At 70.4% G+C, this 12,842-nt stretch carries 19 protein-coding genes; 12 read left to right on the top strand and 7 right to left on the bottom strand.

Annotated features, from left to right (window positions below; all coding sequences use genetic code 11):
* Window positions 1-161 precede the first annotated feature (161 nt).
* The 3 genes from ACFY2A_RS05345 to ACFY2A_RS05335 all read left to right on the top strand — a co-directional run bounded on the left by ACFY2A_RS05345 (window position 162) and on the right by ACFY2A_RS05335 (window position 3,123).
* Window positions 162-632, top strand: a complete 471-nt coding sequence (locus tag ACFY2A_RS05345) for a hemerythrin domain-containing protein (protein WP_363916874.1) — start codon at window positions 162-164, stop codon at window positions 630-632.
* A 14-nt stretch (window positions 633-646) separates the two neighbouring features.
* Entirely contained in the window at window positions 647-1,774 is a 1,128-nt protein-coding gene (locus ACFY2A_RS05340; protein ID WP_387168799.1) for a DUF4037 domain-containing protein, read from the top strand.
* Between the two features lie 104 nt (window positions 1,775-1,878).
* A complete protein-coding gene (locus ACFY2A_RS05335) occupies window positions 1,879-3,123 on the top strand; it encodes an endonuclease/exonuclease/phosphatase family protein (protein ID WP_387168796.1) in 1,245 nt (414 codons plus the stop codon).
* 57 nt (window positions 3,124-3,180) lie between these two features.
* Here the strand turns inward: ACFY2A_RS05335 and ACFY2A_RS05330 are convergent, their stop codons facing one another.
* From ACFY2A_RS05330 to ACFY2A_RS05310, 5 genes are read right to left on the bottom strand one after another with little or no spacing between them, the layout of a single operon-like run.
* Window positions 3,181-3,612 carry a VOC family protein gene (locus ACFY2A_RS05330; protein ID WP_387168793.1) on the bottom strand — a complete coding sequence of 144 codons (432 nt, stop codon included), beginning with the start codon at window positions 3,610-3,612 and terminating at the stop codon, window positions 3,181-3,183.
* 35 nt (window positions 3,613-3,647) lie between these two features.
* Window positions 3,648-4,052 carry a helix-turn-helix domain-containing protein gene (locus ACFY2A_RS05325; RefSeq protein ID WP_387168790.1) on the bottom strand — a complete coding sequence of 135 codons (405 nt, stop codon included), beginning with the start codon at window positions 4,050-4,052 and terminating at the stop codon, window positions 3,648-3,650.
* Between the two features lie 49 nt (window positions 4,053-4,101).
* Window positions 4,102-6,120 carry a hypothetical protein gene (locus ACFY2A_RS05320; RefSeq protein WP_387168787.1) on the bottom strand — a complete coding sequence of 673 codons (2,019 nt, stop codon included), beginning with the start codon at window positions 6,118-6,120 and terminating at the stop codon, window positions 4,102-4,104.
* A complete protein-coding gene (locus ACFY2A_RS05315; RefSeq protein ID WP_387168784.1) occupies window positions 6,117-6,368 on the bottom strand; it encodes a hypothetical protein in 252 nt (83 codons plus the stop codon). The genes ACFY2A_RS05320 and ACFY2A_RS05315 overlap by 4 nt, the downstream gene beginning before the upstream one ends.
* Window positions 6,365-6,658, bottom strand: a complete 294-nt coding sequence (locus tag ACFY2A_RS05310; protein ID WP_387168781.1) for a DivIVA domain-containing protein — start codon at window positions 6,656-6,658, stop codon at window positions 6,365-6,367. Before ACFY2A_RS05310 ends, ACFY2A_RS05315 begins: the two co-directional genes overlap by 4 nt.
* Window positions 6,659-6,874: 216 nt before the next feature.
* Between ACFY2A_RS05310 and ACFY2A_RS05305 the strand changes: the two genes are divergently transcribed.
* The 9 genes from ACFY2A_RS05305 to ACFY2A_RS05265 all read left to right on the top strand — a co-directional run bounded on the left by ACFY2A_RS05305 (window position 6,875) and on the right by ACFY2A_RS05265 (window position 11,141).
* Window positions 6,875-7,759: a helix-turn-helix domain-containing protein gene (locus ACFY2A_RS05305; protein WP_387168778.1), complete on the top strand. Its 885-nt coding sequence runs from the start codon at window positions 6,875-6,877 to the stop codon at window positions 7,757-7,759.
* On the top strand, window positions 7,752-7,946 hold the full coding sequence (locus ACFY2A_RS05300) for a DUF397 domain-containing protein (protein ID WP_387168775.1): 195 nt from the start codon (window positions 7,752-7,754) through the stop codon (window positions 7,944-7,946). Before ACFY2A_RS05305 ends, ACFY2A_RS05300 begins: the two co-directional genes overlap by 8 nt.
* Before the next feature lie 164 nt (window positions 7,947-8,110).
* Complete coding sequence (locus ACFY2A_RS05295; RefSeq protein WP_387168772.1) at window positions 8,111-8,371, top strand: hypothetical protein; 261 nt, start codon at window positions 8,111-8,113, stop codon at window positions 8,369-8,371.
* Between the two features lie 8 nt (window positions 8,372-8,379).
* Window positions 8,380-9,075 (top strand): hypothetical protein, encoded by a 696-nt coding sequence (locus ACFY2A_RS05290; protein WP_387168769.1) that lies wholly within the window; start codon window positions 8,380-8,382, stop codon window positions 9,073-9,075.
* Window positions 9,023-9,454 carry a hypothetical protein gene (locus ACFY2A_RS05285; RefSeq protein WP_387168766.1) on the top strand — a complete coding sequence of 144 codons (432 nt, stop codon included), beginning with the start codon at window positions 9,023-9,025 and terminating at the stop codon, window positions 9,452-9,454. The genes ACFY2A_RS05290 and ACFY2A_RS05285 overlap by 53 nt, the downstream gene beginning before the upstream one ends.
* A gap of 88 nt (window positions 9,455-9,542) precedes the next feature.
* Window positions 9,543-9,806, top strand: coding sequence for a hypothetical protein (locus ACFY2A_RS05280; protein WP_203998166.1), 264 nt, complete (start codon window positions 9,543-9,545; stop codon window positions 9,804-9,806).
* A 12-nt stretch (window positions 9,807-9,818) separates the two neighbouring features.
* Complete coding sequence (locus tag ACFY2A_RS05275; RefSeq protein WP_387168763.1) at window positions 9,819-10,079, top strand: hypothetical protein; 261 nt, start codon at window positions 9,819-9,821, stop codon at window positions 10,077-10,079.
* Complete coding sequence (locus ACFY2A_RS05270; protein ID WP_387168760.1) at window positions 10,076-10,729, top strand: hypothetical protein; 654 nt, start codon at window positions 10,076-10,078, stop codon at window positions 10,727-10,729. The genes ACFY2A_RS05275 and ACFY2A_RS05270 overlap by 4 nt, the downstream gene beginning before the upstream one ends.
* On the top strand, window positions 10,716-11,141 hold the full coding sequence (locus ACFY2A_RS05265) for a hypothetical protein (protein WP_387168757.1): 426 nt from the start codon (window positions 10,716-10,718) through the stop codon (window positions 11,139-11,141). Before ACFY2A_RS05270 ends, ACFY2A_RS05265 begins: the two co-directional genes overlap by 14 nt.
* A gap of 4 nt (window positions 11,142-11,145) precedes the next feature.
* Here ACFY2A_RS05265 and ACFY2A_RS05260 read toward each other — a convergent pair whose 3' ends face one another.
* On the bottom strand, window positions 11,146-12,396 hold the full coding sequence (locus ACFY2A_RS05260) for an RNA polymerase sigma factor (RefSeq protein WP_387168753.1): 1,251 nt from the start codon (window positions 12,394-12,396) through the stop codon (window positions 11,146-11,148).
* Window positions 12,384-12,755: a YciI family protein gene (locus tag ACFY2A_RS05255; RefSeq protein ID WP_387168750.1), complete on the bottom strand. Its 372-nt coding sequence runs from the start codon at window positions 12,753-12,755 to the stop codon at window positions 12,384-12,386. Before ACFY2A_RS05255 ends, ACFY2A_RS05260 begins: the two co-directional genes overlap by 13 nt.
* Window positions 12,756-12,842: the final 87 nt, after the last annotated feature.

Raw genomic sequence — 12,842 nt, 5'->3', positions numbered from 1 at the left:
GACGGCCCGGCCGCTGCTGCCGGGCCGTCCGGGGCCACAGCCACCGGACTCGTCCGGTAGCCTCGTCTCAACGTCGCGTGCCGGTGGCAGACCGTGTCAGGCATGGAGGCGTCGGATACGAAGGACCACGACGATGACATTGTCGTTGCCTTCGCCCTCCTGTGACTGAGGGCGAGAAGACCAGGCTCGTCGCCTGGAGCCACGAGCTGCGCAGCGTGCACGATCGGCTGCGCGAAGCCTTACGCCTGACCCGCAGCGCACTGGATCACGGCGACGCGGCTGGCCCAGCCACCCGTGACCTGCTGCTGTTCTGCCACGGCTTCTGTGCCGCGCTGACCGGGCACCACGAGGGCGAGGATCGCGAACTCTTTCCCGCGATCGCCGCCGCCCATCCGGAGCTGCGCGACACCCTGCGACATCTCAAGCAGGACCACTCGATGATCGCGCATCTGCTCGCGGGATTGCAGGCCGCCGTGGACCGGGCCGCCTCCCCGGCCGAACTCGACCGCCACGTCGAGGGGATCGCCGCCATCATGGAGAGCCACTTCCGTTACGAGGAACGCCAACTGCTGGCGGTACTCGACACGCTCGCCCTGGACGCGGACCCGCACGACGTCCTGGGGCCGCTGTGAGCGCCGCGGAGCCCATGCGGACAACAGCGGGTCACCTGAAGGCGACATTCGTACCCGGCCTGTCGCTGGCCGCCAGCACGTACCACGAGGCGGTACGGCCGATCCTCGATACCGCCTTCCCAGGGCTGGCGCATTCGGCGGCGCTACTGGGCCCCGGCTCCGAGGTGCTCGGCTTCGACACCGCTCGTTCGACCGATCACGACTGGGGTCCACGTCTACAGCTGTTCCTCCGGCCCGCCGACGCCCGTCAGCACGCCCGTGATCTCAGCCGCGTGCTCGCCGAGCGGATGCCCGCCTCGGTACACGGCTGGAGCACCAGCTTCAGCCCAGTTGAGCCCGGACGCTCCCGCACCCTGCGGGCCGCCGGCGACGCCCCCGTCGAGCACCGCGTCGAACTACTCGATCTCGACACCTGGCTGGCCTCCCGCGTCGGCGTCGACCCGCGCAACGACATGCACGCCCGCGACTGGCTGGCCATCCCGACCCAACTGCTGCTTGAGGTCACCGCCGGGGCGGTCTTCCACGACGGGCTCGGCCAGCTCGGGCCCATCCGCGCCGCGCTGGCCTGGTATCCCGACGACGTCTGGCGCTATCTGCTGGCCTGCCAGTGGCGACGCATCGCCCAGGAGGAAGCCTTCCCCGGCCGCTGCGCGGAGAATGGCGACGACCTGGGTTCCCGGCTGGTCACCGCCCGACTGGTCCGGGATCTGATGCGCCTGGCGTCGCTGATCGAGCGTCGATACCCGCCCTACAGCAAGTGGCTGGGTACCGCGTTCGCACAACTGCGCTGCGCCCCGACGCTGCAACCGCTGCTCGCCGACGCCCTCGCTGCCGCCGACTGGCCGCGCCGCGAGGACGCGCTCTGCGCCGCGTACGAACATCTCGCCCGCGCCCACAACGAGCTCGGGCTGAGCGAGCCGGTCGAGCCCACCGTGCGCCCGTTCCACGACCGGCCGTTCCGCGTGCTGGCCGCGGACCGGTTCGCCGACGCCACCCGCCGGTCGGTCACGGATCCGCAGGTATCGGCGCTGCCGCCACACGTCGGCGGTGTCGACCAGTTCGTGGACAGCACCGACGTGCTCAGCGCAGCCGCCCGGGCCCGCGCCGTCGCCGCCGCGCTGCACCCGCTCCGTCCAGCCTGAACACCGCCGTGCGGGACGCGGCGGATCGTCGATCACGGTTCACCCTGGCGTCATGCCGCTCCCGGTAGCGTGGCGATCGTCGATCGTGGATCGGGAGGGTGTCGATGGGTGCGAAGCGAAAGGTCAGTGCCGCGATCACGGCGGCGCTGCTCGCCGCAACGGCGGCGGTCGTGGTGGCGTCACCGGCGAGTGCGGGTAGGGGGCAACCGGGCGCGCTGCGGGTGGCGACCTTCAACGCCTCACTGAACCGGGGTGCCGCCGGCGGGCTGATCGCCGACCTGTCCCGCCGAGACAACGCGCAGGCCGGCAACGTCGCCGAGGTGATCCAACGGGTACGCCCCGACGTGCTGCTGATCAACGAGTTCGACCACGACCCGCAGGGGCGGGCGTTGGCGCTGTTCCAGGACAACTACCTCTCCGTGCCGCGCAACGGCACCCGGGCGATCCGCTACCCGTACCGCTACACGGCCCCGTCGAACACCGGTCTCCCCGCCGGACACGATCTCAATAACGACGGGACCGTCGGTGGGCCCGACGACGCGTACGGCTTCGGGCTCTTCCCCGGCCAGTACGGCATGGCGGTCTACTCGGCCTACCCGATCGACCTGGCCCGGGTGCGCACCTTCCAGACGTTCCGCTGGCGGGACATGCCCGGCGCGCTGCTGCCCGACGACCCGACCACCCCCGCGCCGGCCGACTGGTACTCCCCACAGGAACTGGCCGACGTGCGGCTGTCCTCCAAGAGCCACTGGGACCTGCCGATCCGGCTGCCCGGCCGTACCGTGCACCTGCTGGCCAGCCACCCCACGCCGCCGGTCTTCGACGGGCCGGAGGACCGCAACGGCCGCCGCAACCACGACGAGATCCGCTTCTGGGCCGACTACGTCTCGCCGGGGCGGGCCGGCTACATCTACGACGACGCCGGGCGGCACGGCGGGCTGCGGCCAGGGGCGGCCTTCGTGATCGCCGGGGACCTCAACTCCGACCCGTACGACGGAGACAGCCTGCCCGGCGCGGCGCAGCAACTGCTCGGCCACCCCCGGGTCAACGACCGGGTCGTGCCGGCCAGCGCGGGCGGCGCCGCGGCGGCCCGGCGGCAGGGCGCTGCCAACCTCGACCACCGCGGCGAACCGCGTTACGACACCGCCGACTTCGCCGACACCAGCCCCGGCAACCTGCGGGTCGACTACCTGCTGCCGAGCCGGGGCCTGCCGGTCGGCGCCACCGGGGTCTTCTGGCCGGTGCCGGGTGATCCGCTGTTCCGGCTGGTCGGCGACTACGACCCGGCCCTGCCGGGCGGCTTCCCCACCTCCGACCACCGGCTGGTCTGGCTCGACCTGCGCCGCTGAGGTGTCGCCTGCCCCGGCGTCGGTGACCGGCGCCGGGGCCAGATAGATCTGCGAGCGTCAGCAGTGCTCGGCCTTCCGGTCGAACATCTGCCCGATGCGGATCCGGTTACCGAACGGGTCGCGGATGCCGAAGTCGATGCCGTACGGCCGTTCCATCGGCTCGTCGGTGATGTCGACACCCTTGGCGACCAACTCCTCGTACGTCTTGTGGGCGTCGTCGGTGGTCATGAAGAGGAAGCCGCCCGCGGCGCCCTTGGTGAGCAGTTCGCGGACCTGCTCGGCGGTGGCCGGGTCGAGGTTCGGCGGGCCGGGCTTCTCCAGCAGGATCTCCCGCTGCCGATCGCCGGGGATGTTCACCGTGAGCCAGCGCATGAAGCCGAGATCCTGATCGGTGTTCAGCTCCAGACCGAGCTTGCCGATGTAGAAGTCGAGCGCCTCGTCCTGGTCGAGGACGTAGATCTGGGAGCGGCTGATCGCGTTCATCGTCATGCCCGAAACGCTAGTGCAACGCCCTGACCTGCTGCTTATCCAAAACTGCTCGGTCTGGTCCACGCCTTCGTGAAGCAACTCGGCACCGGCGCGGCGGGCGCCGTCCGCCGCCTGCGGTAGTCGGTGGGCGACTCACCCACGATCTGCCGGAAGGTACGGCTGAACGTGCCGAGACTGCCGAAACCGACCGCCGTGCAGACCTCCGTCACGTCCTGGCCGGTGTGCAGCAGCAGGTACATGGCCCGCTCCACCCGACGCCGTTGCAGGTAGCGGTGCGGGGTCTCACCGAATGTGGCCCGGAAGGTGCGGATGAAATGCGCCTCGGAGACGTGCGCGATCTTCGCCAGCGTCGGGATGTCGAGCGGTTGGGCGTACGCCCGGTCCATGGCGTCCCGGGCGCGCAACATCGCCCGGTTCGTCTCCTCGACCGCCCTGCTCACCCGCCACCCCCACCCACCGTGCCACGGCCGGTCGCTTCCGTTCATCTTCTCATCGCTCGAAAGTGTCCAGGTCGCGGGCGGTGGCAACCACACGTACGCCGTCGCCGTCGTGGCGGAGCAGGGTGCAGCCGGCGCGGGTGAAGCGCACGGTCAGGGTCTGCCCGGCGTGCCGGGCGGCCAGCCGCAGCAGGACCGGCACCGGGTCTGCGACCAGGTCACGCGGCCCGGACCGGGGCACCGGGACGGGCTCGGCCGGATCGGCGGGAACTGCTGCCGCGACGGTGTCGTCCAGGCACTCCCGGCACCAAGCGAGGGCGGCCTCCACGCTTGGCCGGTACGGCAGCTCGTCCGGGTGGACCGGTGCGTCGCGGTTCCGCAGGTGGACCGACCAGCGCAGCCCGTCCAGGCGCAGCGGGTCACCGGCGTGGTGCCGCAGGTCGCAGACGCTGACCTCAAGCGCCAGGTCGAGGCCGAGCGCGAGCCGGATCAGCTCGGCCAGGGGCGGGGCGTCGGGGCGTACCGCCGACACGATCAGCCGGGCCGCCGGCTGGCCCCGCCCGGCGGCCCGTACGTGCGCGGCCATCGGGTCGGCCCCGGCCCAGGGCAGGGTGACGTACCCGCCGCGCAGGTCGTGGTCGATCTCGTGGCCGCCATCGGCCTCGGCGAGGTCCTCGGGGCGTACGCCGAGGATGGGTGCCCACGATCCGAGCCGGTAGCGGTCGGGAAGCTGGACCACCGGCTTGCCGCCGGGCTGCGTGGCGACCAGCGTGGCCTCCTCCGGCGTGCCGGACTGCCAGGCCAGGTGCACCACCCGGTGCCGCAGGTCGGTCAGGGTGACCAGCACCGCCTCGTACAGCCGGTGGGTGCCGCAGCAGGTGAGGCAGGTCAGCGCGGACGGCCGCATCCCGACACCACCGCAGTGGACACAGTCGGCGTCGGCGGGTCGGCCACCGAGGCGGCAGTCGCAGCTGCGCAGCCGGCTGCCGGGAACGCAGTCCGGGCAGCGCCGCCAGGCGATCGGCTCACCGAGCCACGGCGGGTCGGGTGGCGGGCAGCCCCGCCGCAGCGGAACCCGCACCCGGCGCACGACCTGGCCGGTGGGCTGCTCCACCAGGTGTTCGACCGGTTCGCCGCCCCGCAGGCTGGTGTGCCACCAGCGGCCGTCGCGCCAGAGCGCCTGCGCGCCGGGCAGCTCGACGCCGGTCTTCGGGTCGACGCAGTCGGCGAGGATGCGGCGTTCGAGCTGGTCCACGTCGACTGCCGGCACGGCGGGCGGGCGCGGCCCGTCGAGGCGCAGCAGCCGGGCGGGGGCGCTGCGGCCACGCTCGGTGAGGCCGGCGAGCGCGTCGGCCACGTCGGTGCCGGCCAGCGCGGCCGGCAGGTCGACGTGCCCGAGCCAGATCTTCGGCACCGGCGAGCCGGGCACCTCGTAGCGGATGTCCCAGTCGACCCCCGCGCCCTGCCGGCGGGCGTCGATCACCAGGTCGAGCAGGAGCAGGTCGGCCAGGACGCAGAGCCGCCCCAGCCGGGCGGCCGGCTCGACCGGCGGCGCGGCGTCCGACCGGCCGACGAACAGCCGCCAGGGCGAGTGGTCCAGGCCCACGATCGCCTGGGCCTCCAACTCGTGTCGCCGCGCGGCCGGCAGGTCGGGCCGCCACTGCGCCGGCAGCCGCAGCGGCGGCTCGTCGCCGGTGACGGCCGCGCCGACGACGGCGGCCAGCTCGCGTACCCGGTCGGCCAGCCGGACCACCCAGCCGCCGGACGGCTCCGGCTGCGGGTCCAGGCCGCCGGGCACCATGCTGTGGGAGGCGACCGCGCCGGTGTCCAGGTTGGCCACGCTGAGCACCAGCTGCGCCCGCCGCCGCCCGCGCCGTCGGCAGCGATGACAGGGGTACGCGACACTGCCCGTCCCCCGGCACTGCTCACAGTCGCGGTACGCCTCACGCTGGACGAGCGTCGCTTCCTCGTCGGCGAGGAACCGGTCACCGAAGCTGGTGCACCGGCACGGCAGCAACGTGAACGTCGTGCCGTCGCAGTCGGGGCAGACGATGCTGGTCGCCGCGGTCACCGTGCGGTCCGCCACGCGCAGGCCCCGTCGTGGCCCGCCCGGCGTCCGCACCGCCGGCCGTGCGGCAACGCCAGGTCGCAGAAGACCCGATGGCGTACGCCCTGCTCGTCCTCGGCGGAGACGGTGGTCTCACCGGCGTCCACCTCGGACAGGAAACTCAGCGAGCGGGCCAGGGTGCCGGCGAACTGCCGGGCGGCGGGCAGATCGGCGGCGGTGAACGGCAGGTGCGCCACCCAGCGGCGGGTCACCGGCGAGCCGCCTGCGCCTCGCGGGCCAGCTTCGACTGCCAGCTCTTCAACGCGTCCTTGATCCGCTGGGTCTCGTGCTGGCTGCTGCCCAGGGCCGCGTAGACCTCGGCCAGGTCGTCGGCGACCCGGTCGAGGAACTCGGCGACCTCGACGGCGTCCACACCGCGCCGGCCCCGCCGGGTGAACCGGCGTTCACGGACCTGCCAGGGCCGCAACGGCACGTAGTTGCCCGCCCGGTACGCCGCCGGCTGGGCAGGATCGGCCCGACAATGCCGAAGAAACGCACGCACGACAGCACCCCCACCTTTGCTCTGTGACAGATTGTCTCGACAATTCACGGGCGACGGGAATTCCACGCTCATCGCGTTTGTCGGCTCCATCTTGTAGGGTCGGAGACACCATGGCAATGAATGTCCCGTCAAACTGTTCCGCTATTCGTGGGCAACGTTTTCACGTTGCAGAACGGCCGCCGGGATGTTGCAAAATTCGACCGGAGGGAGAGCCGGGTGGCCGATGACATGGGGTCGACGGTGCCCCGCCGCCAACTAGGCCGGGCACTGCGTGACCTGCGCACCGAGGCCGGGGTGACCCTCGACGCCGCCGCCGAGGCCCTGGAATGCAGCCGGCAGAAGGTGTGGCGCATCGAGAGCGGCCTCGGCTCGGTGCGCGGCGTCGACGTCCGGGCCATGTGCGAGCTGTACGGCGCACGCGGCGAACTGACCCGGGCGCTTACCGCCCTGGCCGGCGAGACAAAGGCGAAAGGCTGGTGGCACGCCTACGGCGACGCCATCCCCGACTGGTTCGAGCTGTACGTCGGCCTCGAATCCGCCGCATCGCGACTGCGGTTCTACAAGAACAGCCTCGTACCGGGAATCTTCCAGACGCGGGACTACGCCCGGGGCATCTACCGGATCGACCAGCCCGACATGACCGACGACGACCGGGAACGCGCCGTCGACCTTCGCCTGCAACGCCAGTCGCTACTGACCCGCCGTCTGCCGAAGGCACCACAGGTGCAGGTCGTCCTCTGCGAGTCCGTCCTACTCCGACCGGTCAGCACGCCAGCCGTGACAGCGCAGCAGTTGAAGCACCTGCACGAAATCGGCAGGATGCCGAATGTCTCGATCCGATTCTTACCGCTCACCGCCAGCCCGCACCACGGGGCGGTCGGCGGCGAGTTCGTCATGCTCGACTTTCCCTTGGGTAACCGCAGCACGCCCGAGCCCTCCGTCGTCTACTGCGAGTCGTGGACCGGTGCGTTGTACCTGGACCGATCGGCCGAGTTCGCCGCCTACGAGAAAGTCTGGTCGAGCCTGCTCAGGCTCGCTCTCGATGAGGAACAATCGAGACAACTGATCGACAAGATCATCGGGGAGGTCCACCATGGCTGACTTGACCGGCGCTCGCTGGCGCAAGAGCACCCGCAGCGGCGGAAACGGCGGCGAGTGTGTCGAGGTTGCCGACAATCTGCCCGGCGTCGTCGCCGTACGCGACAGCAAAGACCCGCACGGCCCCGCCCTCACCTTCACCCCCACCGCCTGGACCACCTTCATCGCGCTCACCCGCAGCGACCACTGATCGCTCCGCCCGCAGCACGCCGAGATCTTGGACAGTTCCCGTTTATCGCAAACGAGTTCTGTCCAAGATTGACGGTCGAGCACCCCTACTGTGACGCCGACGTCCTCGACCTGACCCTCTTCCCGGGCTGCGAGCGGAGGTCCATTTCGGATAGCGTCGGGGACGTGACGATCGGTGACGTCAAAGCTACGATCCGGCTTGGCAACCAGTCTCTCGACGATGCCAAGAAGAGCATCGAGATGGCCAACGCCCAGTTGCAGGACGCCTCGACCCTGACACTCGCCACTCTTCACGACAGCCGACGCGCCGAGGCAGAAGAGGCCAGAAAGACGCTGCTCGCTGCCGCCGACGAGGTCGATCTGACGTTACGTCGGATCAACGCCGCCCAGGACCATGCAGAGGCTTACCTCGGCACCATCGGATGAGTGAGGGCTTGGACGCGGTCGTCGCGCAACTACGCCACGTCATCGACACCCTGCGGAAGGCTGCCGTCGTCGCTCAGCGGGCACAGTCGGACGCGCAGCATGCCGCCGCTCACTACAGCGAGGCGGCACGCGGCAGCAGCCACGCCAACTTGACCAGCGCCGTGCAAGAGAGCAAGGCAGCCGGCGCGAAGGCTGGCCGCTTCGCCAATCTGATCAGCAAGGCGGCCGACAGTGTTGCCGCCTACTCGAACGCCATAGTTCCCGGCTCCGCCCCCAAGGCCGACCCCACGGAGTCCGCCATGCCTTCTGGCGAGCGGCTGCTGGCCGAAAGCGTCGAACGCGAATCCAGCCGACGGAACGTCGGGTCCTTCCTGGGTACGATGACCCGGAAAGTCGAAGACCTTCAGGACAACACCCAGAAGACCGTGACGGCAGCGCGGGAAGCCTTCAACTTCATCCGAGGCCCACAAGGCCCGGCAGGAACGCACACCGGCACCACTACACCGAGCGCCAGCCCGGCGCTGGGCCAGCGTCTCGCCAACGAAGCACCGGACACCGCAGGGCATCTGGTCGTAGTCGGGCTGGTGGCGGGCATCGCCGTCCACCGCTCCGTCGTTTCGATCCGCAAAGGAATAGCGAGGTTACGAGGCCGTGAGCGTACGGACGGAATTCAGCGACCTGATCCGCGCGATGGCGCGTCGTGACTGGGGCACGGTCGACCAGATCCTGAACGGCTTGGAGACAACCGGTTGGCGCGGTGGCAGCCAGGTGATCGGTGCGGCTTTCGCCATCGCAGTCAACGAACGCTTTCCCGCCAACCACTCTCCGACCGACGTCGCTCGCTTCGTAGCCGAGACGCGGTCGCAGTTCCCCGACGCGCAGTCGCTTCCCGCGCTGGAGATGGAAGGACTCGTCCGAGCGGCGCTCGGCGAGGTCGACCTGATCGAGAACCTCAACCCCGAGACCGCCCTCCAGATGCAGATCGTCTTCCTCGGCAAGTTGCTACAGGACCGCGACCACGACGAAGCGCAGCTTGAAGAATTCATCGCCGACGTGGAGCGCACCGCAGCCGAACACCTGTAGTCACGGGGCTGCAAGCCGCCTTGGTGTCCGATAGTGTCCGTCCGACTACGCAGATGTGATCCTGATTCACAGACGACGGAGGGGCGGCATGGCCAGCATCGAAGAGGTCAAGGCGGCACTGATGCAGGCAGCCGAGCAGGGCAATGTGACGATCAACCAGATCCGCGCCGCCGCCGAGAACACCGAGCAGATGCTGGCCCGGCTACGTGCCGTCGCCGCCGGCACCGGTCATCCGGCGATCGCCGAAGCCATCGCCCGCGGTGAGCAGAGCAAGCAACGCTTGGCCGAGGCCATGACGCTCGTGCAGGGCAGTTCGGAGGCCGCCCGCCGCTACGTCGGCATCCTCGGCTGAGCACCCGTCACCATGAGCGTCAGCGAGGTCAAGGCGACCCTCCGCGCCGCCGTCGAAGCCGCTCGCCAGGGACGGCGGGTGTTCGACCAGGCCGTATCCGAAGCCAGCGCGGCGACCGCAACGGCAAACGCCGTCCTGCACGGCAGCAAACACGAGCATGTGACCGCCACCCATCAGGCACTCGCCGCCGCCAAGTCGGAAGTCGAACCGACCCACCGCCGGTTCGACCGCATCGCCGACAACGCGAGCGACTACCTCACCCGACTCGGATGAGCGGCAGCATCGCCGAACTGGTCGCACAACTCCTCGGCGTACGCGCAAAGCTTGATGCCGCAGCTGTCACCGCGCTGCGCGCCCGGACGGACGCCGAGGTGGCCTTGGCGCGGCTGGCCGAGGTTCAGCGGGGAAGCAGCGACAAGCGGCTACGCGCCGCCGTCACGGACGCCGAGGTGGCCCGAGACAAAGCCGGCCGGTACGCCCGCCTCTTGGCTGAGGCTGCCCGCCACATCACCACGTACGTCAACACAATCGCCCCCGGTGCGGCGCCCACCGAACCAGATGATGTGGCCTCGCCGTCCGGGGATCGCCTCGTTGAGGAGACGGAGGAACGCAGCCGTAAGGGCGAGGCGTTCCTCCGCCGGCACGTCAAGAAAGCGGACGATACCGAAGACACCCTCAAGCAGACCGAACAGGCGATCACCACCGGCTTTCGCGAGCTTCAAAAAGGCTTGAAGGGCTCGGGATCGAGTGGTGGCACGACGACGACGGCTGCCGACCCCGGCACGCCGGTGGACCGTCCTCAGTTGGAGCACCCGGTGACCTCGGTCATCATGGCTGCTGGTGCGGTCGCCGTGGGGCTCCGCGGTATCTGGAACATGGCGAAGAAGCACCGCGAGAGGAAGCGATCTGATGAACAGCCCTGAGATGGTCGAGTACATCCGGACGATGATCAGAGGCGATCACGAGTCCAACGACCGAATCGAAGCTCGCCTCGACGAGATCGGCTGGGACGGCTTCCCAGCCCTCCTCGGTGCGGTCTTCTACTTCGCGGTCAACCAGCGCTTCAATGAGCGGACATCCCCGGGCGAGATCATGCGCTTCGTGGCCGACATGCGAGCAGCAGCCCCCGCCGGCACCCCGGAAATCGACGCCAACGCAGCCGAGACGCTGATTCGAGCCGCTGTGGATCCCGATGTCGAGACGGCCATAGACCCCCAGATGGCCGGACGAATCCAGGGACTGGTGATCCTGAATATCTTGGGCAAAGGTGGTGTCGATGACGACGAGCTAGACGAGCTTCTCGCCGATGCAGCAGCGCTGGCCAGCCGGGTGTGACTGCTCAGCCGGGCGGGAACGAGAGGGTCCGTTCCCGGCGATGCCGGAGGTATGCGCGCTCGGCGGGGTCGTGGGTGAGGTCGATCGCACTGGCATAGGCCGCGGCGGCCTCGCCGTGGTGGCCGAGCCGTTCGAGCAGGTGGGCACGGGTGACCCGGGCCGGTTGAAATGGTCTGGCCCGGTCGCCCAGCAGCTCGTCGAGCCGGGCCAGCCCGGCCACCGGGCCCTCGACCTCGGCGGTGGCGACCGCGTAGGCGACCGCGCCGCCGAGCGACGGCGCGACCGCGTGTAGGGCGCGGTGCAGCTCCAGCAGCGCCGGCCAGTCGGTGGTGCCGGTCTCCCGCCGGGCGCAATGCACGGCCTGGATGGCGGCCTCAAGCTGGAAGCGGCCGACCTGCCCGCGCGTATGCGCGGCGCGTAGGTGCTCGTACGCCCGCTGGATCAGGTGATCGTCCCAGCGCGACGGGTCCTGCTCGGCCAGCGGCACGAACCGACCGTGCCCGTCGAGACGGGCGGGCAGGCGCGCGGACGAGAGCTGCACGAGGGCGGCGAGGCCGTGCGCCTCCGGGTCGTCGGGCACCAACGTCGTCAGCACCTCAGCCAGGTGCAGGGCCTCGGTGGGTACCTGGCGGGACTCTGGACCGGTCGTCGCCCACTCGATAACGTACGCCCCGTAAACCGCCTCCAGCACCGCCGCCATCCGTTCCGGCAGATCGCCGCGGTCAGGGATGCGGAACGGGATCCGCGCGGCCTTGATGCGCCGCTTCGCCCGCACCAGGCGGGTCGCCATCGTTGACGCCGGCACCGAGAAGACTCGGCCGACTTGGGCGGCCGTGAAGCCGAGCACCGTGTTGAGCATGAGCGGGGTGTGCACGGCGCGCTCGATCGCCGGGTGCGCGCACACCAGCATCAGCTCAAGCCGCCGGTCCGGGATGGCGTCGACGTCGAGGTCGTCGAGGTGTACGGGGGCGTCCCGCTCGACGTCGAGCGGCCTGGTGCGCTGCCAGTGCGCCGACCGCCACAGGTCCCGCAGCCGGTTACGCGCCACGGTCAGCAGCCACCCGTCGGGAGTCTCCGGCACGCCCTGGTCGGGCCAGCTTCGCAGGGCCCGCTCGAACGCGTCGGCCAGGGCGTCCTCGGCGGCGGCGAGGTCGCCGGTCGACGCGGCCAACAGGGCGAGCAGCCGCCCGTAACTGTCGCGAGCCGCGACGGCTGCGGCTGCCCGTCCCTCGTCGCCGACGGTCAACTCGTCCATACCCCGTCGACGATCGCCGTCGCGCTGGGCCGTACCTCCACCACACCCCACTGCGCGGCCGGGCACTTCTCCGCCCAACCGATCGCGGCGTCCAGGTCCGGTACGTCGAGGAGGAACACCCCGGCCAGTGCCTCCCTGGTCTCGGCGAACGGGCCGTCCTGCACGCGTAGGTCACCGTCCCTACGGGTGACGGTCGTCGTCGCCGCGCTCGGCTGCAACACGTCGGCCGCCAGCAGCACCCCGGCCGACACCAACGCCCGACCGTACGCGTCGAAGGCCGCCCTCGCCTCGGCCACGACCTCGTCGGACAGCTCACCCTCGCCCGGCTCGCGGTAGTGAATCAGCAGCGCATAACGCATGGTCGTCTCCTTCGCTCCCAGTGTGGGCCATGGTGCCCGTACCGAGATGACGAACGACGGCAGCCCGAATCGTCACGCGAAACAGCC

It is taken from the genome of Micromonospora sp. NPDC000442, from assembly GCF_042898635.1.
Lineage (GTDB): Bacteria > Actinomycetota > Actinomycetes > Mycobacteriales > Micromonosporaceae > Micromonospora.
This window is presented reverse-complemented; position numbering and strand designations above follow the sequence as displayed.